Annotated in this window: 11 protein-coding genes; 3 read left to right on the top strand and 8 right to left on the bottom strand. The window is 40.3% G+C overall.

Annotation, left to right across the window (positions count from 1 at the left end; translation table 11 throughout):
• Positions 1-31: 31 nt before the first annotated feature.
• On the bottom strand, positions 32-5,380 hold the full coding sequence (locus tag ICL16_RS01375; RefSeq protein WP_190825100.1) for a trifunctional serine/threonine-protein kinase/ATP-binding protein/sensor histidine kinase: 5,349 nt from the start codon (positions 5,378-5,380) through the stop codon (positions 32-34).
• Positions 5,381-5,511: 131 nt separating this feature from the next.
• On the opposite strand from ICL16_RS01375, the gene ICL16_RS01370 reads away from it, so the two are divergent.
• Positions 5,512-6,552 (top strand): heme-dependent oxidative N-demethylase family protein, encoded by a 1,041-nt coding sequence (locus ICL16_RS01370; RefSeq protein ID WP_190825099.1) that lies wholly within the window; start codon positions 5,512-5,514, stop codon positions 6,550-6,552.
• A gap of 185 nt (positions 6,553-6,737) precedes the next feature.
• On the top strand, positions 6,738-9,206 hold the full coding sequence (locus ICL16_RS01365) for a hybrid sensor histidine kinase/response regulator (protein WP_190825098.1): 2,469 nt from the start codon (positions 6,738-6,740) through the stop codon (positions 9,204-9,206).
• On the opposite strand, the gene ICL16_RS01360 is transcribed toward ICL16_RS01365, so the two are convergent.
• The 7 genes from ICL16_RS01360 to ICL16_RS01330 form a co-directional block, all read right to left on the bottom strand.
• Positions 9,203-12,700 carry a hybrid sensor histidine kinase/response regulator gene (locus ICL16_RS01360; RefSeq protein WP_190825097.1) on the bottom strand — a complete coding sequence of 1,166 codons (3,498 nt, stop codon included), beginning with the start codon at positions 12,698-12,700 and terminating at the stop codon, positions 9,203-9,205. The genes ICL16_RS01365 and ICL16_RS01360 overlap by 4 nt on opposite strands.
• Positions 12,701-12,702: 2 nt before the next feature.
• Positions 12,703-15,426 carry a GAF domain-containing protein gene (locus ICL16_RS01355; protein ID WP_190825096.1) on the bottom strand — a complete coding sequence of 908 codons (2,724 nt, stop codon included), beginning with the start codon at positions 15,424-15,426 and terminating at the stop codon, positions 12,703-12,705.
• Between the two features lie 34 nt (positions 15,427-15,460).
• Positions 15,461-15,931: a chemotaxis protein CheW gene (locus ICL16_RS01350; protein WP_190825095.1), complete on the bottom strand. Its 471-nt coding sequence runs from the start codon at positions 15,929-15,931 to the stop codon at positions 15,461-15,463.
• Between the two features lie 16 nt (positions 15,932-15,947).
• Complete coding sequence (locus ICL16_RS01345; protein WP_190825094.1) at positions 15,948-16,316, bottom strand: response regulator transcription factor; 369 nt, start codon at positions 16,314-16,316, stop codon at positions 15,948-15,950.
• Positions 16,317-16,470: 154 nt separating this feature from the next.
• On the bottom strand, positions 16,471-17,673 hold the full coding sequence (locus ICL16_RS01340; protein WP_190825093.1) for a response regulator: 1,203 nt from the start codon (positions 17,671-17,673) through the stop codon (positions 16,471-16,473).
• Positions 17,674-18,340: 667 nt separating this feature from the next.
• Positions 18,341-19,252, bottom strand: coding sequence for an N-acetylmuramic acid 6-phosphate etherase (gene murQ, locus ICL16_RS01335; RefSeq protein ID WP_190825092.1), 912 nt, complete (start codon positions 19,250-19,252; stop codon positions 18,341-18,343).
• Positions 19,253-19,332: 80 nt separating this feature from the next.
• The gene (locus ICL16_RS01330) at positions 19,333-19,743 is read right to left on the bottom strand and encodes a DUF3110 domain-containing protein (RefSeq protein WP_190825231.1); all 411 of its coding nucleotides are present in this window, start codon (positions 19,741-19,743) and stop codon (positions 19,333-19,335) included.
• Positions 19,744-19,956: 213 nt separating this feature from the next.
• Between ICL16_RS01330 and ICL16_RS01325 the strand changes: the two genes are divergently transcribed.
• On the top strand, positions 19,957-25,920 hold the full coding sequence (locus ICL16_RS01325) for a translocation/assembly module TamB domain-containing protein (RefSeq protein WP_190825091.1): 5,964 nt from the start codon (positions 19,957-19,959) through the stop codon (positions 25,918-25,920).
• Positions 25,921-25,981: the final 61 nt, after the last annotated feature.

Genomic DNA, 25,981 nt, shown 5'->3' with positions numbered 1-25,981 from the left:
AGTGTAACGCACCGCTATTAATGATAATTAACTATTGCTTGATGGGAATCTCAATGATAAACTCTGTTCCCTGTCCGGGTTCGGAAATACACTTTATATTACCTCCGTGTTTTTCCACTACAATTTGATGACTAATTGATAAACCGATTCCTGTGCCTTTCCCTACGGGTTTGGTGGTAAAGAAGGGGTTAAATAATTTCTGTTGTACTTCTTGGGGCATACCAGAACCATTGTCGGCAATGCGGATAATTGCGCGCTCGCCATGTGTATGGGTACGAATACAAATTTGCCCTTCGACGAATGACTCTTCTAAAGCATCAATTGCATTTGCTAAAATATTCATAAACACCTGATTTAACTGCCCAATAAAACACTCAACTGGGGGCAAGTCGCCATACTCTTTAATCACCTCAATTGCCGATCTATACGTTTGAGCTTTTAGTCGGTGCTGTAAAATCATTAGCGTGCCATCTATACCTTCATGAATGTCTGCTGGTTGCATGGAGCTTGCATCCACACGCGAAAAGTTACGCATGGTGCGCACAATCTCACTAATGCGATTGGTTCCCATCTTCATTGACTGCATCATTTTTGGCAAGTCTTCGCTGAGAAACTCTAAGTCAATGGCTTCTATCTCATCTTTAATCTCGTCTATGGGGTTGGGATAGTACTGCTGGTAAAGGTTGACTAGGGTGAGTAAATCTTGAGTATAATTGCTGGCATGGTTGACATTGCCTTTAATAAAATTGACAGGGTTGTTAATTTCATGGGCGATACCTGCTACCATTTGTCCCAGACTGGACATTTTTTCAGTTTGTACCAGTTGTAATTGAGTATTTTGCAGTTGATGCAAAGCAGTTTCTAGCTGTGTCGCTTTTTCTCGTTCTCGTTCTTCTGATTGTTGCAAATCTTTGTAAAGATTGGCATTTTCAATTGAGATAGAAATTTGGGTACAAAGAAGTGATAATACTTGTAGGCGATCGCGTGTAAAAGCTCCCGCACAAGAACGATTTTCCAAATAGATAATTCCTATCAGCTTACCTTGGTTAATTACAGGCATTGCTAAAATAGATTTTACTTTATGTTGGCTAATGTAGCGATCGCTTGTAAATAATCCCTCTTGTGTCGCATCGTTTAAAACTACCTTTTCCCCAGTTCTTTGGACATAATTAATTAGAGAAACTGGCAAATATTGGCATTCCTCAACTTTGAGTAAAGGCTGGATAACTACCTTTTCTAGTTCAACATTTTCATGAGCCGCTACAACTAATTCACCAGATTCTTTCAATAACAGTATACCTTTTTGCGCTCCAGCATTTTCCATCACAATCTGCATCAACTTATCAAGCAACTTATCAAGAACAATTTCTTGAGAAATTGCGTGTGTTGCCTTCAGCACTGTAGATAAATCTAGAGCCGCCAAACCAGTACTTGTAGTTGTTTTAGTCGTTTGAGTTACAAAAATGTCGCTTACTTGCTTATTAGCAATTTGGTTCATGTATTGAGGATATCTTTCTTCCAAATCTTTTACTTTTGCTACTGCACCCCAGCGGATATATTTATAGTAAGCTTCAATCATGTATGTTTGAGCTATTTTGTGTTTACCCAAAGACAGATAAAACTCAGCAGCCAGTTCATTTGCTAGTGCTTCATCTTGGATATATCCTTGTTCTTTTGCTTCAGCAATAGCGCAGTCATAGTACTCCATTGCTTCTAAAGTTTGTCCCAAAATCCGTGCTTTTTCTGCTTCTACAAGTTCATACTTATGCTGAAAATTGCATGGAGCGTAGGCAGCCCAACTTTTCATTTTTTCCTGATTCGCTACAACTTGACTCAGGTATTCTTGTTGCTCACTGGGCGTAACATTAGGATAATGAGCAAGGAGAGATAGCGAATAGTAAAAGTTGTGTACCGCAAAAGTTATCACCCCAAGTACACCTCCAGATTGCTCTACAGCCAAGCGAGCATTTTCAACAGCACCAGCATAATTTTTAAATAAGTAAAGCAGGAGCATCTTGGCAAAATAGACAGAAAAAAGCGTTATTTGAACATTCGTCTCGCGTAATCGGGGTAACATTTCTACCTCATCAAAGACATCGCCAATTAATAAAGATTTATCTGCCACTTTACCAAGAAGATTTAATGATAGTTGTCTAGAAGTTCTGGCATAGTCAATAATAGGCTGCACCTTAAACTTCAGGACTAAATCCATTAATTGTGCCTGCCGCTGTTCAAGTACATCTAGTCTCTCACCAATGATAAACAAGTAAACAGAAAGAGCATTAGCAGCATAACCAACAGTTTCAATGTCTCCCATTTCCAAACCAATTTGGATTGCCTCACTGCAGCCAAAAATGTTGTCTTTTGCATGTTCTTTCCAGTGTTTAACTGTTGCATAAAATATCTGATCTACTTTACATTTAATTTCTCGTGCATCTAATTTATCAACTAATTTTAAAGCTAATTGACCAAAACGATAACCAGTCTCAATGTCTCCTATAATACCACATAAGAAAAAACCATATAGAACATATCCATAAGCACCTATTGAAGAATTACCGTATTGAAGACAAAGATTTACCATTGTAAATATAATTGACGGTAATAAATGAGGAGCGACAAAATAAGCAGGAGGGAAAATGATGTTCAAAATTCTCATTGCTGCCAATTTACTACTGTCAGTCATTAATGGCAGATTGATTAAATCTTCAATAATTAGCTCTCCCGGTGGTTTTGTCTCTAAACCTACCCCTAACATTTCCAATACTTGCAACCCAGTATCTACTGCTACCTGTACCTGGTTTTGTGCAATATAAAATTGGATTAACACCTCATACAGCTTAACCTTTTCGCAAAGTGTTTTTGCTTTTTGTATTGCTAATTCAGCAAGATGTTTTGCCCGAGCAAAATTAGTATTTAAATACTCAGCCTCTACTATCTCTAGATGAATATTCAAAGTCAATTCATACTGATAATTCCAACTATCTTCTGCCAACAGTTCTAAACTCAGATTTAAATATCTAGCTGCTGGTTCATAAGCAGTTGCCACCTTTGCTTTTTTACCTGCAATCAAATTAAGAGAAGCTAACTCATATTTTTCGGAATCAGAGGTAATTGATTCAACACCAAAATTCAACTGATTGACAATATCAAAAATATTAGCTTCTCGTTCTTGTAGTGGTGTATTCTTTAGTAGTAGTTGACCAATTTTCAAATGAGTTTCTTTTTTCTGTTCTTCTGGAATCAGCGAGTAAGCAGCTTGCTGCACTCTATCATGTAAGAACTTGTAGACAATTGGGCGGTTATGAGAAATTAGTGATTGAGAATTACCTAATTCCCAATCCCAAAGTAGGGGAATCTTATAAGCATTATTCAGAGGCAGAATTAACCCAGCTTGTAATGCTTCCCACAAATCAGTAGCGGTTTCTCTTAGAGATTTTTCATGAACGATCGCCAGCACGTCTAAACTAAAAGTGTTGCCAATACAAGCAGCCAGCTTGAGAACTTGCTGCGTATCATTACTCAACTTTTGAATATTACTAGCGACTAATTCAACTACAGTTTTATCTGTAATGCCAATTGATTGAGTAAGCTGAATATTCCATTGCCACTGTCTCTTATTGAAATCAAATGTTAACAGCTTTTCCTGATATAGTGTTTGTAGTAGTTGAGTTAAGAAGAAGGGATTGCCAGCAGTTTTATGGAAAAGTAGAGACGCAAGATTTTGCGTTTCTGTAGTTTCTGTTTTTCCTAAAGTATCAGTAATTAATTGGTTAACATGAGCTTTACTTAAAGGTTTAAGGATAATATTATTAAAAGTTCCGCCCTCTTTTTGAAGATGAGCTAAAGTTTGGCTTAAAGGATGAATTGCATCAACTTCATTATCTCGATACGCGCCAATAAGTAATAGATATTGACTATCTGGAGCAGTAGCAAGTAACTGAATTAACTTAAGAGAAGCGGAATCTGCCCATTGTAAATCATCTAAAAATAAAACTAGAGGATGTTCTTGCTGTGTAAAAACATGAATAAACTCTTTGAATACGCGATTAAAGCGATTTTGCGATTCAGTTGCTCCAAGTTGTGGTAGCTCTGGTTGAGAACCAATAATCAGAGATACTTCGGGAATAACATCAATTATTACACGTCCGTTATTACCAAGAGCTTTGAGTAATTTTTCTTTCCAAATAGCTATCTGTGCAGAGCTTTCTGTCAGTAACTGCTGAATTAATACTCGAAAAGCTTGAATAATAGCAGCATAAGGTACATTACGCTTAAATTGGTCAAATTTGCCATTAATGAAATACCCATTTTGCTTAACTATCGGTTTATGTATTTCATATACTAAGGAAGATTTACCAATACCTGAGTAACCGGAAACTAACACAATCTCGAACCCCCCCTGATTAAGGGCAGGCAGGGGGGGTGCGGCAACTCGCTCAAATGCTGCTAATAAATTTTCTACCTCTTTTTCCCTACCGTATAGTTTTTGCGGAATCAGTAGTTGACCGGATAAATCTTGCGTTCCTACTATAAAATAGGGAATATTACCCGTTGCTTCTAATTGTGCAATACAAACTTCTAAGTCATACTTGATTCCTACAGCGCTTTTATATCTATCTTCAGCATTTTTTTCTAGTAATTTCATGACAATATCAGAAACCACAGCCGGAATTTCTGGATATAATTGATGAGGCGATACTGGTTTCTTGGCAATATGACAGTGAACCAACTCCATAGGATCGTTGGTTGGAAATGGTAGCTGACTAGTTAGCATTTCATAAAAGGTAACGCCTAAGGAGTAATAGTCAGTGCGGTAGTCAATTGCACGATTCATCCTACCAGTTTGTTCTGGTGAAATATAGGCGAGGGTACCTTCTAGTAAGTTGAGATTACCTAGTTTCTGATTTTCTTTAGATAAGCGTGAGGCAATGCTAAAATCGGTTATCTTTACTTGAAGAGTTTCTGGATTAATAATGAGATTTTGCGGTTTAATATCTTTGTGAATAATTTGCTTTTGATGCAGTTTATCTAAAATTTCGATAATTTGTAATAAGATATGTAAACAAGTTAATAATTCTAATTTTTTATTATTTTGAAATGCTTGAATAGATTGTCCGCCAAAATCTTCTAATATTAAAGCTAAGCCATTACCATAATTCAACAAATCTATTGCTTGCACAACTCCTGTTAAATTGAGGTTTTTGATAATTTCATACTCATGTCTTAATCTATTAATTTCCTCCAGTGAAGGATACACATTTGTTAATGTTTTGACAATAACTAGTCGCTCGTCTTGCTCTTTGATTCCTTGATAAAGTACTGTATTACTTCCTTGGTGAATTATTCGTATAAGTTTATAGCCGGCAATTGTAATCATTTACGAGTTTTAACTCTTGTTGTATAGTTCTTATATTATGAGCGCTACTCCAGCTTTATCTGTGATCTAGATCACAGTAAAAAACTACGTATATTTATCAGTATTAAAATCATCAACATAGGGTACTCATCATGACTGATTCACCTGTTGCTACATCGCTCACAGAGATTAAATTGCAACAAGCCAAGACAGTCGAAGCATCTCACAATTGTGCTTACTACTTTCCCCTGGAGAATGGACGATATGATGTTAAGCCTGGTTTGATTCGGTTCGGTTCTTGCTTTGGTAACGGTGATGCTGACAAAATGGTATTTCAATTTGATGAAAACTTTGCTCACTATCGTGAAGTTAAACTGTTAGCTCGTGCTGAAAGGTTAAACAAATACTATCTAACTAACAATTATTCTGATCCTGTTGCAGGTGCAGTTGCCCATTTAATTATTAACCGCCTCACCCAAGAACATCCACAATATTTTCAGTACGATCGTGACAATAACAACAAAGCATTTCACAGCCAGCTTACCAAAGAAACCCTTTACTTCAATGCAGATTGGCAGCTACAACAAGTTGCAACCCAAACTAACCAGATTGTACCACCATTAATCTCCACTCTCGATGCATTAGCTACACAGGTACAGGAAGACATCACCGTTGTCTGTCGCTCTGGTTGTGCCAACTGGTTAAGTGCTATTCATCTATGCTACCCCAACCACTGGTCAGCCGAGGAAAAAATTGGCAAAGACTTCGCCACAATTCATGCACCCGTCGCCGGTATGGAAAAAATTAATCAGCGTGGTAGTGCGATCATTAACACGATGATTGAGCGCAAACCGATGGTGCGCTTTGCTTGGGGTTTGAGTACCGACACCCGCTTAAACCATCACCCCAAACCGCCAAGAGAAGTACCAGTTAACGAGTGGCAAGGTAGAAATTTTGACTTAAACAACCCCCGGCTATTCCTGAGAATTGAACGCCAAGTAATTTGGGGACTACCAGAGTATAATGCAGGAATGTTCACAATTCGTACCTACTTTAGAGATTGTAGCATTATCAAGCAAGACCACATGCTGCGTTCTCAGTTATGCAGTGCCATTCAGTCTATGACTAAAGAATCTCTTGTTTATAAAGGATTAGCAGAAAGTAGAGACGATATTCTGACATGGTTGCTTTGATTTTCCACAGATAACAGAAATACGGCGTTGCTGAATTCGAGTTGCCAGCCGCTCCTGAGTAATGGTATTGTTTCTTAAAGGTAGGAGATATTATATATCCAATGAGCAATAGTATGACTTACGCCAAAGCCGTATAGATATTACTATGATTACCTCATAGTGTTGGCTGTTTTCACAAAACTCAAATGTTGCGCCTTCTTCTTATTGATGATAACGAAAATGACCGTACCTTGATTATTTACACATTAAGGCGTGAATTCCCTGACCTTAAGGTGGAAGAAGTTACAAAAGCTGAGGATTTTCAGCAAGCATTGGCAGCAGGTGACTTTGAGTTTGTCATCACTGACTATCGTTTGCGTTGGAATGAGGGATTGACTGTTTTGCGCGATATCAAGTCCCGCTACCCCAACTGTCCAGTCATTATGTTTACTAATAGCGGTTCTCAGGAGATTGCAGTCGAAGCAATGAAGCTAGGGCTAGATGATTATATCATTAAATCAGCAAAACACTATGTTCGTTTGCCCGTTGCAGTTCGCTCAATCTTACAACGATTGGAACAACAGCACAGAGCACAGAGAGCTTTGCAAGAAGCTAATCAGCGTTGTGTCGATATTCTTGAAAGTATTACGGACGCTTTGTGTGCTTTAGATGAACAGTTTCGATTTACTTATGTTAATCAAAAATCCGAGCAAATTTTGCTCAAAAAGCAGGCAGAGCTTCTCGGCAAGAACATTTGGGAAGAGTATCCTGAGATGGCTGGCTCTGTGTTTGAGCAAAAGTATCATGAAGCGGCGACAACAAAACTTCCTGTCCAATTTGAAGCGTTTTGTCCGCATCTTGATATATGGTTGGAAGTAAGAGTTTATCCCCGGACAGATGGATTAACTATTTATAGCCATGATATCAGCGAGCGCAAACTTACTGAATTAGAAAAACAGCAATTTCTTGCCCGCGAGCAAGCCGCCCGTGCTGAAGCCGAAGCCCAAGAAAGACGTTCCACTTTCTTAGCTGAAGCAAGCCGCCTTTTAGCTTCTTCGCTCGACTACCGTACTACGCTCACTAGTGTGGCAAGCATAGCAGTGCCAACTTTTGCCGACTGGTGCTTTGTTGATATTGTCGAGAACAATTTGACCGTTTTTAATGAACCAATCATCGTTGCAACCAACCCAGAAAAGGAAGCGCTGATCCGAGAACTCAGGCAAAGATATCCGCCCCCAACCGATGCAGATTTTGGCGCACCCAAGGTTTTACGAACAGGACAGCCGGAAATAGCTACTGAAATTCCAGAGTCACTTGTACTATCCATAGCACAAGATGACCGACACTTGAGCTTGATGCGCCAGTTGAATGCACAATCTTATATGATTGTACCACTGATTACTAATAAGCGTAAGCTCGGTACAATCGCTTTTGTGTCAGCACAGCCAGAACGCCGATATCAAAAGGCAGATCTAGCGATGGCTACTGAACTTGCTCAACGGGCTGCCATTGCCATTGACAATGCACGGCTTTACCGAGAAGCTTGGGAAGCTAACCGGATCAAAGACGAGTTTTTAGCGATAGTCTCCCACGAACTACGCACGCCACTAAACTCCATACTTGGCTGGGCGAAGATGCTTCGGCAAAGGAATTTAAATGAAGCTACTGCTACCAAGGCTCTAGAAACCATTGAGCGCAATGCCGAACTGCAAAAGAAACTGATTGAAGATATTCTTGATGTTTCACGAATTGTCCAAGGCAAAATCCGCCTGAACCTTTGCCCCCTTCACCTAACATCTGTGATTGAAGCCGTAGTCGAAAGTATACGTCCTACTGCTCAAGCCCAGGCAGTTCAGTTTGAGTTAATACTTGACCCCAATGTCGGTCAGGTTACAGGTGATCCAGATCGCTTGCAACAGGTTGTATGGAATTTGCTTTCCAACGCCGTCAAATTCACCCCTTCTGGAGGAAGGGTGGAAATTCGCCTCCAAAAGGTGAATTCAATGGCTCAAATTACGGTAAGCGATACAGGAGCGGGTATTAGTGCTGAGTTTCTTCCCTACGTCTTTGAACGTTTCCGTCAGGCAGATGCTACAACAACCAGAGCAAATGGTGGATTGGGATTGGGATTGGCGATTGTGCGTCATTTAGTTGAGATGCACAATGGCACTGTTTACGCAACGAGCGATGGGGAAGGCTTAGGCACAACTTTCACGGTGCAAATACCGATAAGAGAAGTACAAATAGTACAACCAAATAACTTACAATTAGCTCCTAATAATGAGTTTCCATCTCTCAATGGCTTACGGGTTCTCGTTGTAGACGACAACATTGATACTATCGAACTGATTGCCTTCATTTTGTCACAGTGTCAGGCACAAGTAAAAACTGCGACAACCGCAAGTGATGCGATCGCTACGTTCTCACAATTCAAACCTAATGTTTTGATTAGTGACATTGGTATGCCCGGTGAAGACGGTTATTCGCTCATTCAAAAAATCCGAATTCTTCCACCAGAGCAAGGTGGGCAAATTCCAGCTGCTGCTCTGACGGCGTTTGCTGGAGAATCCGAACACGTCCGTGCGCTTGCTGCTGGGTTTCAAATACACATCCCCAAGCCAGTTGATCCTACTGAGTTAGTTGCAGCTATTGTAAAGTTGACTACAAATTGCTAATTAGCTATAACTATATGAGTCAAATCAGCAATGCCTCTATTAATTAAATTCTCAACAGTAGAGAGAAACTCCTGCTCTTGATAAGGCTTAGTTAAATAAGCAGTTGCTCCCAATGCTTGAGCAAGTTGGCGATGTTTTTCTGCACTGCGCGAAGTAAGGATTACTACAGGTTTTTCTGCTAAATCTGGGTTTTTTCGGACATTAGACAAAAGCTCAAAACCATTCATGCGCGGCATCTCCAAGTCAGAAATTACCACCCGAACTTCAGGATGCCGTTGCAGTTGTTCTAACGCTTCTACACCATTTTGTGCCTGTAATACTTGATAGCCAGACTTTTGCAGGGTGAGAGATAAAGTTTGGCGCAAACTCATTGCATCATCTACTACCAAAACCATTTTTGATGTGTTATTATTCACATCATTAACAGCAGTGGGAGCAATTAAAGGTGTTGATGGCACACTAGATGACATCGGCAAGGCTTTTTTTTTGTCCCCGATTATTGGTAGTGGTATAGTATCAATTACTGCTTGCATTTCACTGTTGTCAAACAGCAGAGTACTATCAATTACCAAAATCAAAGTTCCGTTGGCTAAGTTACTGCAACCATAAACATATTTTGGTGCAGTAATCGTTTGACTTAAAGGTCTAATTACCAATTCTTGTTCACCAATGATTTGGTCAACTTCTAGAGCTAAAAGTTCCTGATTGCTGCGTAGGACAAGCACAGGATTCGTCATGGCTCCTGTGTCATGGGTTGTTGATTGATTTTGTAGAGTAGCTCCGCTCAGTTTATGATTATAGTGCATCAACTGCTTGAGTTGACGAATGCCGATCATGCGTTCATCATTGCCGATGTTCCAGTGCAAAACTTTTTTGCCGTCCAATTCCTTGATAGCAGCAGAAGGTAGTAATATTTTTTCAATACTATTTAATAGCAAGGCATAAACAATACCCCCTGCTTGGACAAGCATTAATTGATCGGTAGTCATAGAAAAAGGAATTTTGAGTACAAAGGATGTTCCTTGATTGGGAAATGATTGAACTGTAATTGAACCGTTGAGTGCTTGCAGTTGAGAACGAACAATATCTAACCCGATACCGCGCCCAGAAATTTCACTAACTTTACCTGCGGTGGAAAATCCTGGTGCAAACAAACACTCTAACAGTTGATCTTGAGTTGGGGTAGTATTGTCATCAGGTATGAAACCAAGCTCAACAGCTTTTTTGTAAATCTTGTCTAAATTCAAGCCTTGACCATCATCTCGGACTTCAATTACTGTTTGACTACCTCGATGATAAGCACAAATTTCTATTAAACCTTGTTCTGCTTTGCCAAGCTCACGCCTAACTTCCGTCCGTTCAATCCCGTGATCGAAAGCATTACGTACTAAATGCAGTAAAGGATCGTAAAGCTTTTCGGCGATCGCTTTATCCACTAGTACTTCAGTACCATTAAGTTTGATATCTACATGTTTGCCATACATATTACCGAAATTGTGTACCATCTGGGTGAAGCGATTGAGAATATTCCCCAAAGGCAACATCCTTGCTTCTACTAAATTATCGAGAATATCAGTTGCTAAACGCTGTTTTTTGTCGTGATTTTGAGCGGATTGCTTGAGAAGTAAATCAAGAGACTCCGTAGTTTCTTGTAGTTGCAAAGACTCTTCCATCGCTGAGTGCAATGTGAGATGAAATTCTGTATATTCATCCATTTCCAAAGAGTCAAAGTCCACCGATACAACCTTTTGTCCACGTTGAGACACAAAATCTTGAATCTGTAGTGGTAATTCACATAGTTTATTTAAAGTATTTTGTTGCCGTCGGATTTGCTGAAATAACTGCTCTATGATTTCCTGGAGTTGTTCATCTTGCACAGTCTGCTGTTTTTCGTAAATCAGCAATTCCCCAGCTAAATAATTAAGAACTTCTAATCCTTCTACATCTACGCGCACAAATGAACGCTGATGAGAATTTTTAACAGTAGAATGCTGAGATTTATCTTCTACTTGAATATTGAGTTTGTTTTCATAATCTGGTACGACTATATCAGTTATACCGCCCTGTTGGCTGACTGCTAATGATTTAGTTTCAGCTTCTCCAAATTCATTTGGAATAAATTCATTATGAGTTAATTGGACAATATCTTCTCCCCATATTGTCTCTACTAAATTATCATCTGATTGAAAAGGTATTGCTTTAATTTCTAAAAGTTTTTGTAGTTGGTGACTATCAAGCCAATTTTTTTCTTGTTCAGTTACCGGAGGATACTTTTTATATTCTTGTGCCAAGTACGTAATTTTAGTTTCCAGTAATTGGATATTCGAGAAACCCGGCTTCTCACATAAGCCGGGTTTCTGCTGCTGCTGAAACTTAGCTACAGCAAGCAAGATTTTTAAAATGACACCTTGGCGATAAAGGCATAAGCTTTGACTATCTCCTTTATCTTGTACAAACTCAAAAAATTCACTAAGCCAATCTAAATTGTCAAGCAAAGCTAGACACAATTCTGAATAAGATATTTCCTTGTAGTGATTAAACCAGCCGAAAATACAGCGGATTACTTTTAAATAAAAACCAGCTACAGTCGGTTTTAAACGCTGATTTTTATCGTTACCGACGTTAATTAAAAATTCATATAGTTCATATATTTCTCCTCGATCATCGGCTGGCGTGCCCTCCCAGGATCGGGGGGTTGGGGGGATATTAACGGTTGTGAACTCTTGCCAAGCAGAATTCGGTTCTCCACCACTAGTGCGATCGCCAGCCAACACAGCTATTTGAGCTTGCTGCAAATCAGAGAGAGCAAGTTCTGCAATCTTCAGCACTTGAGAGGGATAAGCATTTAGTGCAGCAATAATTGTTTGGGCAATTTTGCGAAAACCCGATAAGTTTAGCGATTCTGCCAAACCAAGAAATACCTCAGCCTGAGAACGTAAAAAATCAGCAAGTTCGGCAGGTTCTTGTACATTATTGATGGCTTCAACAATACTTTCTATCCTTTGCGTTATCCCCGTTTCAAAAATAGAAAGTACAATATCAAAACCCAATTCTTCAGATGTAGGAATATGAGCTTCAGAGTTTAGAGCACCACCCAGTTTTTCTTGTAGCTGTGCAAACACCGAAGCTGCTCGTTGGAGAATTTCCTCATCATTAATACTACTTTCTGTAAGTTCAGCCGTTAAAGGTAGACTGAGACACTCATAAGCTTGTAGTAAAAGCGTTTGCAATTCAGTATCAATCTGAACCTCTGGATTGTACAGCGCATTAAACACATCTTCTAAAGAATGAGCTACCTTGTTAATCACCTCTAGCCCAACATTAGCGGCTCCCCCTTTAATAGTATGAGTTGCCCGCATTAAGTTATGGACTTTGGCAGTGCTAAAATCTGTTGGTAAGCTAAAGAGTTCTTGCTCAATTATTTGTAATAATTCTGGTGCTTCACTCAGGAAGTAGATGTATCCTTGTTCACGAATTGAAGAAACGTCCATCATATTTAGTTGACTTTGAATTTGCTTGCACTTGCCAATAACTGTTGCACCATACTAGATGACTGTTGGAAAACAGCCGCAATTTCATTCGCTTCAGCAAAAGTCTTGTTAGCAAGTTCTGCTACATCGTTCATTGATGTTGTTACCAATACAGATTGCGACTTCTGTGATTGAGTAGCTGAAGTAATCTGCTGTAGTAGTTTACTAATTTCTGCAGTTGCAGTAACGATCGCATTCAAGTTTTGCCGCGTTTGATTCACTAGATTTGTACCTTCCACCACCTGTTGAATTCCCGTTTCCATTGCTACTGCTACTTCCCCTGTTTCAGCTTGAATCTCCTGGACTAATTTTTCAATTTCTATAGTGGCTGCGGCTGACTGGCGAGATAAAGAACGTACTTCATCTGCCACCACAGCAAAGCCCTTGCCATATTCACCTGCACGAGTAGCTTCGATAGCTGCATTTAGAGCCAGTACGTTTGTCTGTGTAGCAAAATTGCTAATCAAATTCACCACTTTGGAAATCTTTTGCGAGGATTCACTCAGGCGTTTAATTTTCTTACTAGTTTGAGCAACTGTTTCACGAATCCCTTGGATGGCTTCAACCGTCAGGTTCATTGCTGCATCACCAGACTCTACAGTTTGGTTTGCGCTTTTCACTGCAACTTGTACTAACTCAGCGCTAGTAGCTACCGCTTGAGTAGAATCTACCATCTGTTGTAATTCGCCTAAAGCTTCGGTAATTTCTTCAGACTGTTGTTGTGCTAAGGCAGTCAGTTTGGCAAGGGAAGCATCACTGCTACTGTTAGTTTGTGCCACTTGTTGTGCCGCTTGTTGTACTTGGATCACAATTTCCCGGAGCGCTTGCAACGTATTATTATAAGCATCAGCGATTGTGCCTAGCTCGTCTTCGGTAATTTCTACTCGTACCGTTAAATCACCGTTAAGAGCAGGTATTACTGCTTTGATAAGTTGAATACATCGTTGTTGCAGTAACTCTTTGGCTGTTTTTTCCCGTGCTGCTACTTCTGCTAGTTGTGCTGACTGCGCCTGTAGTTTTTGCAAATATTCAGCCTGTTGTAGTGCTAGCCCCAACTGATCGCCAATACGTGATAACATGCTAACTTCCCAAGCTTGCCATTCTCTGGTGTTGGAGTTTTGATAAGCTGCTAGCAAGCCCCACAATTTTTCCCCAGATAATACCGGAACAATCATGTAAGCTTTGATTTCAAACTGCTCTAAAATCTCAATATGGCAAGGAGCATGACCGACTTGATAGATATCATTAACAGCAAAGCTTTCTCCTTTGGCATACCTGCCTCCCTGAGTTTCTTGCAAGTGGCTATCTTCCCAAACTATCTTGATATCTTGCCCTACCAGTCGTACCCAACCACTTCCCACTGATTCCGTCACAAACTCTCCACCCCAGTCAGGGTTGAATCGATAGACGGCAACGCGATCGCATCTTAATAATTGGCGTACTTCTTGAGTGCTTGTTTTGAAGATGGTATCTATATTAAACGATTGTCTGATCCGATTGATTACCTTTGCTAAAGCTTTCTCTTGATCAGCTATATAAGCTAGTTGCTCTGATTTGAGCCGCAATTGTGCCAAATATTCTGCTTGTGATATTGCTACGCCGAATTGCAGCCCAATTTGAGACAAAAAGCTAACTTCCCAAGCTTGCCAATTTCTAGTGTTGGAGTTTTGATAAGCTGCAAGCAAGCCCCACAATTTTTCTCCAGAAAATACCGGAACAATCATGTAAGCTTTAACTTCAAACTGCTCTAAAATCTCAATATGGCACTGAGCATGACCGACTTGATAGATGTCATTAACAGCAAAGCTTTCTCCTTGAGCATACCTGCCTCCCTGAGTTTCTTGCAAGTGGCTATCTTCCCAAACTGTTTTGATATCTTTTTCTACCAGTCGTACCCAACCATTTCCCACCGATTCCGTCACAAACTCTCCACCCCAGTCAGGGTTGAATCGATAGACGGCAACGCGATCGCATCTTAATAATTGGCGTACTTCTTGAGTAGTTGTTTGGAAAACCTTATCAACATCCAATACACGTAAAATTTTGTTGATAACTTTGGCTACTGCTTTCTTAACTTGAGTCTGCTGTTGTAGTTCTCTTTGAATTTCAAAACTTTGCAATCTGTATGTCAGTTCTGTTGTAATTTGAGATAGTAGGCTAATTTCCTCCTCCTGCCACTGCTGTCCTGAAGAACAATTGTTTACTGCAAGTACGCCCCATATTTTACCATCAACTAAAATCGGGAGACTCAAGCTTGCTTTGACTTGAAATTTTTCTAGAAGTTGCTTTTGATATGGACTGAGTTCTATCTGATTTATATCATTGATAGCTGTATATTCTAAATCATCTTGTCTTGCATCTAAACCAAAAATAATACTGGGAAGATTTTCCCCCAACGTCGGTGTCCAACCTGTTGTTTTTGATTCTCCAATCACAACACCAGTTTTATCAGAATTAAAACGATAAATGAGGACGCGATCGCTATTAAGTTTTTCTCTAACTTCTTGTGTAGTTACTTTCAATAGCGTATCTAGATCTGATGCTTGGCGCATTTTAGTGACAACCTCCTGCAACTGCCGCCGCCAAGTTTTAAATTGCTGAGAAATTTTATTACCATTGTTTACTTCTAATCTTTCCACATCAGCAACTATATGTGTGTTTTCTTGCCCATTTTGATATAAAGTTGTCATAAAATAAACCTCAATTTTTTGATTTTAAATCTGGTTAATTATGAATTGCCCACATGGGCGAATGAATAATTTCTCTAGCATCCAAAGAGAGAATAGTCTCCTCGCTAGCATTAATAAAGTATCCTGGCAAGAAAGATGAAATTTCCGCATTAAACAATTGACTATCTTGAAATTTTATATATTTGGCATCCAGTGATTCAATATCTATAAACTGCCGCACTAATAGTCCCAAACGTTTTCCCTCATTATGTAGCACCATCACCATCATTTTTGCCAGTGAAGCCGCTTGATACAGCGGTGGATAACCCAGCATTTCCTCAGTATCAATCAACCAAAGCATCTCACCACGCCAGTTGTATATACCCAAAACGCAACTGGGCATTTGAGGGACACTACATATTTCCCCCCACGAGACTGGAAAAACTTCTACGATGTGTTGTAATGCAACTACACCTATATTTTTTTCACTCAAATGAAAACTTAAAAACTTTTGCTCTGTTTCCATAGCCAAAATGATTTTTTTAATTTTTACTATATAATTTCTGCAATACCATGAGTAATTCTTCTCTATTTACAGGCTTAGAAATATGAGCATTAGCACCCAACATATTTCCCCACATCTTATCTACTTCACTATTTTTAGTAGAGCAAAAAACAATAGGTATTTTACTGTTGGCTGGATTATTTCTGATATCTCGACAAATTTCAAAACCACTTTTACCTGGTAAAATTATGTCAAGAAAGATGAGATCTATCTGGTTTTTTTGAATCTTTTCCTGAGCTTCTTCGCTAGATTTAGCACTAATGACAGAATAGCCTGCCTGCTGCAAGTAACCACTGAGAATTTCCATATCTGTTAAAGCATCCTCAACGACTAAAATAGTATTCATGGTAATCACCTGATAACCTTTTACAAAATGTAAGCAAAAACTGAGATGATCAAATCAAAGGAAGTAAAAGTGAGTTTTTATCTTTGCACAATCTTAATGGATTATTATTTAATTGAGTTGCGTAAAACTACTTGTTTTCATCATTAGAACTAGCTTAAGAATGCCCATAAGACAAATTCTGTTTAGATCCGCTCTTAACGGAAGATGGATGCTGCAAGTATTTACGTACTACACCCATCACTTTATCAGCAGTTACGGGTTTGTTGATAAAATCTGTAGAACCGACAACCTTAGCACGAACTCTATCAATCAGACCTTCATTGCCTGTTAAGATAATTACAGGTATGTTAGCCAAAGCAGAAACTCGCCGTACCTGAGAGCAGATTTCATAACCGTTGGCAATCGGCATGATCAAATCCAAGAAAATTAGGTCCGGTTTATGTTGAATTAGGATTGGTAAAGCTTGTACTGCATCTTGAATCTTAATTAACCTCATTCCATTTGAATTGAGAATCTGCTCTAGCATTTGGCATACCTGTAAGCTATCATCAACACAAGCGATCAGTGGACCAGTTTCCAGTGTTGGTTTTGTGACGCTATTATTTTTGACATTAGTGTTACATAAGGGTAAGTCAGGAACTTCCACCAGTTCAATCATTTCTTTGAGAACATAAGGTTGCAACGAACGGGCGATTTGTAGCACGCTCTGCTTCATTTTGATAGCTAAATCCCGCAGAGTGTATTTGCCGTTCATCAAACTGAGGAAATTCTTGTAGACACCTGCACTAACATGCTGTTGCAATTGCTCTGGTTTTTGCAGCATTGGTGCTAAATTCGGCGAAATCTTTGCCAAACCTGCTTGCGCCCAAGCTGCCCACGAATCTTCCACCAGCTTCACAGACATATCTGTACTTGTGAAGCTTATTGGTGCTTCTAAAATGACTTGTTGATTGCGCTCGCAACTGATATTCGTAAAATTTGCCTGCTGATTTATGTCAAACAACACTTCTGTTATTGTGTTTTCGACGATGGCTTTAATTTGTTCTCGCTGAATATTTTGTTCTTGATGCAAAATCGCTAACAAGCGATAATCCCAGTAATCGATTGATAAGTTTTCTTTGCTTAACCGTATTTTATCAGCATTAATGGACGGACAATGTTGAGCCATCTGTCTACGCCAACGCCGCAACGGATGAGTTCCTCCGGTTGCCCAAACTATTCGTCCCAACCGATAGTATAAAGTCCATTTATGTCCCTTGGCACTCTCAATGTCTAACTTCCCACTGTATTGCAATTGCGTACATTGTTTCAGTTCGCTAAGCAGTTGATTCAATACAATCAGTTCTGGATGATTCATTAGTTTGTTCCTTTGATGAGTATATTTGTGCTTTTGAAGTCTAGATTGGCAATACAGTTGTCAATACACATTTCAATGAGTGCAGAGAATTTGACGAACAAATATTGATCGCTGCAATTTATTTCTTATCCATTGGTATTGAGCTTTCCTAATTCAGAACTAAGAATGACTGGGAATGCAAGGGAACAACAAATATCTTGCTCATATTAGAGTTGACTACAGCAGCATTTTTCCTTGGTTAACCGTGCAGTTATGCTCAGACTTCACCAACAACTGAGATTGCCATACTCCAAATATAAGATGTACTGATTGATATCTTATAATTTTAGGCACTTGCTGTCAGGATTAAATCAGTATAATTTCCGATATCAAGAGAAAAATTAGTTTGAGATGCCAATGCTTTTATTGCTTAAGTGCCAGTTACCAAGGCTTCTCTTTGTTTTCTACAAAAAGTTTAACTTTATATACGAAATGTAAACAAATGTAAATTTATTAACTTTGTTAAGGTTTTTGCTTGTCAACACCGGGACAATGTAAAACTAAAGATTCTTTATAACGGTTCTCACGGACGTAAGCTACAGGAAAAAGTAATTAACCACAGATCAACACAGATCAACACAGATAAATTTGTACCTGAGCAGACGCTTGAAACGCTATATTTTTACTTTTATCTTTTTGCTTCAACAGCTGCCCTAAGATTACCGTGGTACTCTGAGAGTAGCTTTAAACCCTCATCTTGATCCAAACCAGTCCAATGCATTAATAGCGCCAACTTTACTCGCTTTCCACTACGTTCTAGTAGTAAACTAGCATCTTCACGACTGATACCTGTGAGATCTTGCAAAATCCGCAAAGCGCGATCGCGTAACTTATCATTAGTCACCGCCACATCCACCATGCGATTGCCGTAAACTTTTCCCAGCTTCACCATCACACCAGTAGAAAGGATATTCAAAGCTAACTTTGTTGCCGTACCAGCTTTCAAACGAGTCGAACCAGCTAGCACTTCTGGTCCAGTTAATAAGCGGATATCAACATCAACATCAGCACTTACTTGTTCTGTGGGGACACAAGCGATAAAAATAGTAGCAGCTCCCCGCTCGCGGGCAGCTTGTAGTGCGCCGTGTACAAAAGGCGTTGTACCACCTGCGGTAATCCCTACTACTACATCTAGTTGAGTAACTTGTCGTTGTGCTATCGCCGCCTCACCATCTGCGCTCTTATCTTCTAAATCTTCTGAACTGCGTACCAACGCACCCGCACCACCTGCAATAATTCCTTGTACCAAATCTGGTGGAGTACAAAAAGTTGGTGGGCATTCAGCCGCGTCTAGCACTCCCAACCTACCACTTGTCCCCGCCCCGACATAAAACAGGCGTCCTTTATGGTGCAACCGCTGTGCAATTAACTCAATTGCTTGTGCCAACTGTTCTTTCGCTGCGGAAACCGCCAAGACTGCTTTTTCGTCTTCAACATTGAACAGTTCCACCAATTCCAAAGAACTGAGTTGATCCAAATTATGACTATTAGGGTTCACCTGCTCGGTCATCAAATGACCACGTTCTTGCAAATTTGTCATTTTTTATTTGTCCTTTGTCCTTTGTGACCAATGATCATTGACCATTGACCATTGACCAATGACCATTGACCAATGACCAATTACAACAATCCCTCTAATTTACGGCGAAACCGATCCAGTTCAGCATCAGAAAATTCTTGCTCTTGTTGTGAATCTTGATTCCCGGTTTTATCTTCTGGCAGTGCATCTGGTTTCCAGTCGGTTTCTTCTACGTTAATTTCGGGGGGAACAACTAAACCAGTGTCTTGGGGAACCAATTCCCAATCATAATCAGCCTGTTCGCAAAATTGCTTAACTTCCACATCATCTATTGCCTCTACTGTGGGGATGGCAAAATCTTGAGCTTCTAGCATCAAGGCAAAGCGTGTGGCATCGTCTTCTGACTCGAACATCAGAATTTTATTGCGATCGCCTGAACGTACAGTATGAATTCCTTCATTCTCGGTTCTAGCATTGAACAGTAACACAAAAACACGCATAGGTACAATTATCTATTGTTTTTTCTGGGATCTATTTTTAATTAAAGTTCCCAGTGGTGTCTAAAGCAAAGCATAAACAACAATTCTCACCTTCTTCATATTTCTTCAGCTATAAAACGATAATTATAAAAGTTTTATTAACCCAAGCGGCTAACAGTCGGTTATCCTAAAGTAGATACATAGTTTGGCAGCTAAGTTCGCTCTTGTCATCAGTGGTAAGACTAAATGGCTAACCCCTCAAATCCAGAGCCTAACTCTAATTCTCGCAATAGAAACCGTCAACTGTTGATGGTTGTAAGTCGTGGTGGCATTGCCTTAGGTGGGCTACTGCTGGTTGGACTCGTGGGCGGTGCTTGGCGATTATGGATGTTTGTTGACAAAGAGTTAACTCCATTAGTCGCTAAAAATCTTACCACAACACTTAACCGTCCCGTCCAACTAGGGGAAATTGAAGAAATTTCTCTGGTAGGAATCAAATTTGGTTCGTCCAGCTTACCACCAACACCTACAGATCCAGATAAGGCTACAGTAGATGGTGTCGAAGTGGGGTTTGACCCAATACAATTATTATTTACGCGCAGATTAAAGTTAGATGTCACCTTAGTTAATGCTGATGCTTACCTTGAACAGGATCAACAAGGACGATGGATCAGTACTAGCCTAGCAGCACCAGGACCATCCGGAATAGTAAAAATTGAATTAGACAAAATTCGTCTACGCAATGCCAAACTGGTACTAGCAGCGCGTCAAGCGGCGGCAAAAAATGCTGTACAGACGCCCCAGGCGGTATCACCTCCACTGGATACGCCAGTGGCTATTGCCCAACTTGATGGCACTGCCCAATTTCTGGAAAACAATCAGTTAGTTAGGTACGAAGTAGCAGGAAAACCCGTAAATGGTGGTAGCATTTCTATTCAGGGAGAAACACGAGTTAAGTCGCTAGATACTAATTTACAGTTACAAACTCAAGACTTTCTTGCCGCTGATATCACTCGGATAATTAAGTTACCTTTAACATTACAGGCAGGTCGAATTAATAACAGTAACTTGAAGTTACAATGGCGACAACAGCAAGACCCTTTGTTGTTTGGTAGTGCTAATGTACAAGGGGTTAGGCTTCAAGTACCTCAACTGCCACAACCTTTTTTGAATTCTCAAGGAAATTTAAACTTTCAAGGAACTCAAATTCAGTTACAAAACGTCGGTACTAGTTACGGCAAAATACCTTTGATCGCTAACGGTATCCTGGATACGAAAGCAGGCTTTAAGTTAGCAGCGCGTGTAAATGCAGTATCTTTAGCAAATGCCCAAGAAACTCTCAAAATTAATCTACCTGTACCTGTAGCTGGGGAAGTACAAGCTGATGTGCAGGTAGTTGGACCAACAACCAAGCCAGTTGTTTCTGGTACAGTTGTTAGCAATAAGCCTGCGAAAATTGACAAAGTTGATATTAGTAGCCTCCGCAGTAAGTTTGAGTTTAATACCGAGAAGAGTGAAATTAACATTAGCGACGTTCAAGCTCGCGCAACCGTGGGTGGCGAAGTTACAGGCGGTGGAAGAATTAAACTGGGTACAACACCTCAACTGAATTTTAATTTTGCGGCTGCTAATTTTGCCGGAGATGCGATCGCCACTGCATACGAAACCCAACTCCCCATTAAAATCGGTACTGTTGCCGCAACAGCCCAATTGAGTGGCACGAGTACCACTGTACAAACATCAGTACAATGGCTTGCACCAAACGCCACTTACCCCGCACGTGGTACAATCATCGTCTCCCCAGACAAAACCGTCTTGTTCCGTAACGTTGCTCTCCAAGTTGCTGGTGGAACAGTACAAGCTTCTGGTAGTTGGGCAAATCAACGCTATTCAGCAGTAGCAGATACGAATCAAATCCAAGTTGCCCGCCTAGTCAAACCAGAACAACTGCAAAATGTTTCTCTTGATGATGCTAGGTTTAATGGTAGAATTATAGTCTCAGGAACCACCGGACCATTCAAAATCGGCTCAATTCGTACCAGTAATGCCAGAGTGCAAGTAGGTGGAGGTGCGATCGCTATTTCTAACGTTCAGTTGAGTGACCAAAATTTCTCGGCTCAACTAGTAGCTAATGGTGTACAGTTAAGTCGAGTGTTGAAAACCAAGTTACCAATAACACCAGGACCATTAGCCGGAACTTTCCAAATAGCCGGAAATACAAGCGATATCAGTGTCAAAACCTTACGTGCTACTGGTAACGCACGTCTAGGTATAGGTGGCGGCACAGTTACCGCCTCAAACATCCAACTAGCCGATGGTATATATCAAGCACAAGTACAGGCAGCAGATGTAGCAGTGCAACAATTAGCACAAGTGCCTAAGCAATTTCAAGGAAGGTTAAATGGTCGATTTAATGTAGCAGGTTCGGCTGAATCAATCAGTCCACAAACCATCCAAGCCACAGGTCAAGCACGAGTCAACATCGCAGGTGGTACAGTAACAGCATCGAATATTCAACTAGCAAATGGACGCTATCAAGCGCAAGTTCAAGCAAATAAAGTGCAAGTGCAGCGTTTAGCACAAGTACCACCCCAGTTTCAAGGCGCTTTAACCGGTCAATTTAACGTTGCAGGTGCGGTAGATTCTTTCAGTCCAAAAAGCATTCAAGCCGCAGGTAAAGCACAGTTGAATGTAGCAGGTGGTACAGTAACAGCATCGAATATTCAACTAGCAAATGGACGCTATCAAGCACAAGTACAGGCAAATAACGTACAAGTACAGCGCTTAGCATCAGTACCACCCCAATTTCAAGGCGCTTTAAATGGTCAACTGAATGTAGCAGGTACAATTGATTCGTTGAGTCCGCAAAGTATCCAAGCTACAGGTGAAGCACAACTGAGTAATGTTGCTGGGGGTAAAGTTACAGCGTCGAATATTCAACTAGCAAATGGGCGTTATCAAGCTTTAGTTGATGCAACGGGAGTGCAATTAAGTCGGTTGTCGCAGCAGTTAAAGGGTCAGTTTGGTGGTAAGTTACAAGTTGCTGGGACATTAGAGCCGCAAAATTTAGCTTCTTTACAAAATATCAGCGCCGCAGGTGAGGTAGAGTTTTCTCAAGGTGTTGTGGGAATCGAGCAACCACTAACGGCTCAAATAGCTTGGGATGGACAAAAGCTGAATATCGCACGAGCAACTTCCCCTGATTTAAATGTCAGTGGTTATGTATTAGCTAACGCCAAAGGTGTGGGTATACCTGAAATTACTGAGATAAACCTCAACGTTCAAGCACAAAATTACAATCTACAAAAAATACCTTTTCAGCTTCCGAACGCAGTAGCGTTAGCGGGTATAGCAGATTTTAATGGACAAATTACTGGCAAACTACCTGTGCCAAATGTTCAAGGACAAGTCAATTTGCGCAACTTGGTGGTAAATAGACTGGCGTTTGAGCCAGTGTTGACGGGAAATGTCAAGTCGGTACAGGGAGAGGGTGTGAATTTTGATGTGGGAGGTACTAGAGATCGCATTGCGGTAAGCCTTAATAGTAATGATTCTCGTCAAGGCATTCCATTTAACGTCTCTTCATTTGTAGTCAGGTGGCAAGACGCATTGGCAACAGGTCAAGCTCAAGGGGATAATTTGGCAGTGAAAGTAGATAACTTCCCCTTGGCGGTGTTGAATATCAAACCACCACCAAAAACTCGCTTGGGTGCTGGTGTTGTGGCTGGATTGTTGACGGCGAATTTGCAAGTAAATCAAAAAACATTCGCAGCAGCAGGAGATTTGGCGATCGCCAAACCACAAGTAGGTAGAATTAAAGGCGATAGCTTAAATGCTCAGTTTAGCTACGGTGATGGTGCAGCGACAATCACCAGTAGTCAATTTGTTAAAGGTGAAAGTCTCTACGCCCTTGCTGGTACTTTCAATCAAACTGCGAATGGTCCACAAGTCAAAGGCAAAGTTAACATTACTCAAGGAAAAATTCAAGACGTATTAGCAGCAGCACAGTTATTTGACTTACAAGATTTACAAAATGACATGACTCAAGAGCCAAACTACGGCTCGGCTGCTGACTTAAAAACTACGACAGTAGGTTTGCCCAACCAAACGTTATACACCCAGCTTCAACGCTTCTCTGAAATTGATGCACTGCTAGCGCAGCAGCAAGAACAACAGCGTGATTCATCTATATTACCGCGCTTAGCAGAATTAACAGGCACTTTTAACGGTGAAATAGCAGTAGATACGACAACAGCAAGTGGATTGGCAGCTAATTTTAATTTAAACGGTCAAAATTTTGTTTGGGGTAAACAGAATTCACCTAACCCTCTTTATAGAGCCGATCAAATCATTGCTCAAGGCAACTTTGCCAACGGTGTATTAACATTACTACCTTTGCGGATTGAGTCGAAAGACAGGTTGATTGCTTTTACAGGTAATGTTGGTGGTAAAGAACAGTCAGGGCAATTGCGGGTGACAAATTTCCCCATACAAGTCCTGAATAATTTTGTCAAACTACCAATTAATGTCACAGGTAATCTCAACCTTGCTGCTGCTTTAGCTGGTAACATTCAAAATCCCCTAGCTAAAGGGGAACTACAAATCGTAGACGGTACTCTCAATCAAAAGAAAGTAGACTCAGCTACGGCTAGTTTTAGTTATGACAATGGACGCTTGAACTTTGGTAGTACTTTAGTAGTTGCCAGTCCAGAACCTGTTACCGTCACAGGTAGCATCCCCTACAAGTTACCATTTGCTGCAGTTGAACCAGCAAGCAATGAAGTTAACTTAGATGTGAATGTGAAAAATGAGGGATTAGCTTTATTAAACCTGTTTACTAACCAAGTAGCCTTTGAAAACGGAGAAGGACAAGTAAACCTTACCGTGCGAGGAACATTAAAAGAGCCACTGGTAACTGGAGTTGCTAGCGTTAATAATGCCACATTCTCGGCTCAAGCTTTGCCAGGACAACTAACAAATGTCACAGGCAGAGCGCTGTTTGACAGATACACAGTAAATGTAGAAAATCTCCAAGGTAATTTTAGCCAAGGTAAGATTGCCGCACAAGGGGAAATTCCCATTTTTAGTCAAGAGCAACAAATCACTAATCCCCTGAGCGTTACGTTAGACCAATTGGCAGTAAATATCAAGGCACTTTACCAAGGAGGTGTTACTGGCAAATTACAAATTACTGGTGCTGTCCTTAATCCCGTAATTAGTGGTCAAATACAGGTAGCTAATGGTCAGGTGTTACTACCAACTACAGGAAATACTACTACAGTTGCTAGCAACAATATTGATGTTGCCGGAGTGAAACAGCTTCAACCCCAAAGTCCTGACAGTAACAACACAGTCCCAGAATTTGATAACCTACAGTTAACTTTAGGCAATAACGTAGAAATTGCCAGTCCACCTTTACTTAGTTTCCGTGCTACTGGAGATCTTACCGTTAATGGTCCATTAAATGCTCCAGTCCCAGAAGGAACTGTCCGGTTACGGGGAGGAGGTGTGAATTTATTTACTACCCAATTTAACCTTACTCGTAATGCCGCGAATACTGCAACTTTTAGAGCCAATCAACCTCGCGATCCCGATTTGGATGTTAGTCTAGAAGCTAAGGTGCTAGATTCTGGTCCTAGACAAATTATTAACACGCCCCTAGCAACATCTGAAATTAACGAGCAAATTATTGCAAACATAGAACCTGTGAGAACTATTCGTGTTGAAGCTAGAGTAGATGGTCCTGCTAGTCAACTAAATAATAATCTTGAATTGAGAAGTTCTCCCTCTCGTAGTGAAACAGAAATTGTTGCCTTGCTTGGAGGTAGTTTTATCGAAACTTTAGGACGTGGCGACAGTACGCTGGGACTTGTCAATTTAGCAGGTTCGGCTCTAAATATTCAGCAAACTTTTAGTAAGATTGGCAATTCTTTGGGTTTGAGCGAGTTTCGTTTATTCCCTACTTTATCGTATCCAACTGAAGGAGATGAAAAGGGAAGTTCTTCCTCAAGTTCTACCTTGGATTTAGCAGCGGAGATTGGCGTTGATATTTCTCGCAATTTTTCCCTTTCAGCTCTGAAGATTTTGACAGCCGATAACCCGCCCCAATTTGGTGTTAACTACCGATTTAACCCCGAATTTCGTCTGCGTACTTCCACTGATTTAAATGATGATACTCGTGCTGTAGTTGAGTATGAAAGCCGGTTTTAGTTAGATGTTAATCATTGTTAGGTTAAAATTTTTAACCTGTAGACAAAGAATGAACAAGTAT

Origin of the sequence: Iningainema tapete BLCC-T55, assembly GCF_014698965.1 — a bacterium.
GTDB lineage: Bacteria > Cyanobacteriota > Cyanobacteriia > Cyanobacteriales > Nostocaceae > Iningainema > Iningainema tapete.
This window is presented reverse-complemented; position numbering and strand designations above follow the sequence as displayed.

Excerpts from the sequence above, each read along its gene's own strand:
- ICL16_RS01325 (WP_190825091.1), top strand. The coding sequence starts at position 19,957 with ATGGCTAACCCCTCAAATCCAGAGCCTAACTCTAATTCTCGCAATAGA.
- ICL16_RS01370 (WP_190825099.1), top strand. The coding sequence starts at position 5,512 with ATGACTGATTCACCTGTTGCTACATCGCTCACAGAGATTAAATTGCAA.
- ICL16_RS01350 (WP_190825095.1), bottom strand. The coding sequence starts at position 15,931 with ATGGAAACAGAGCAAAAGTTTTTAAGTTTTCATTTGAGTGAAAAAAAT.
- ICL16_RS01355 (WP_190825096.1), bottom strand. The coding sequence starts at position 15,426 with ATGACAACTTTATATCAAAATGGGCAAGAAAACACACATATAGTTGCT.
- ICL16_RS01360 (WP_190825097.1), bottom strand. The coding sequence starts at position 12,700 with ATGATGGACGTTTCTTCAATTCGTGAACAAGGATACATCTACTTCCTG.
- ICL16_RS01345 (WP_190825094.1), bottom strand. The coding sequence starts at position 16,316 with ATGAATACTATTTTAGTCGTTGAGGATGCTTTAACAGATATGGAAATT.
- ICL16_RS01340 (WP_190825093.1), bottom strand. The coding sequence starts at position 17,673 with ATGAATCATCCAGAACTGATTGTATTGAATCAACTGCTTAGCGAACTG.
- murQ (WP_190825092.1), bottom strand. The coding sequence starts at position 19,252 with ATGACAAATTTGCAAGAACGTGGTCATTTGATGACCGAGCAGGTGAAC.
- ICL16_RS01365 (WP_190825098.1), top strand. The coding sequence starts at position 6,738 with ATGTTGCGCCTTCTTCTTATTGATGATAACGAAAATGACCGTACCTTG.
- ICL16_RS01375 (WP_190825100.1), bottom strand. The coding sequence starts at position 5,380 with ATGATTACAATTGCCGGCTATAAACTTATACGAATAATTCACCAAGGA.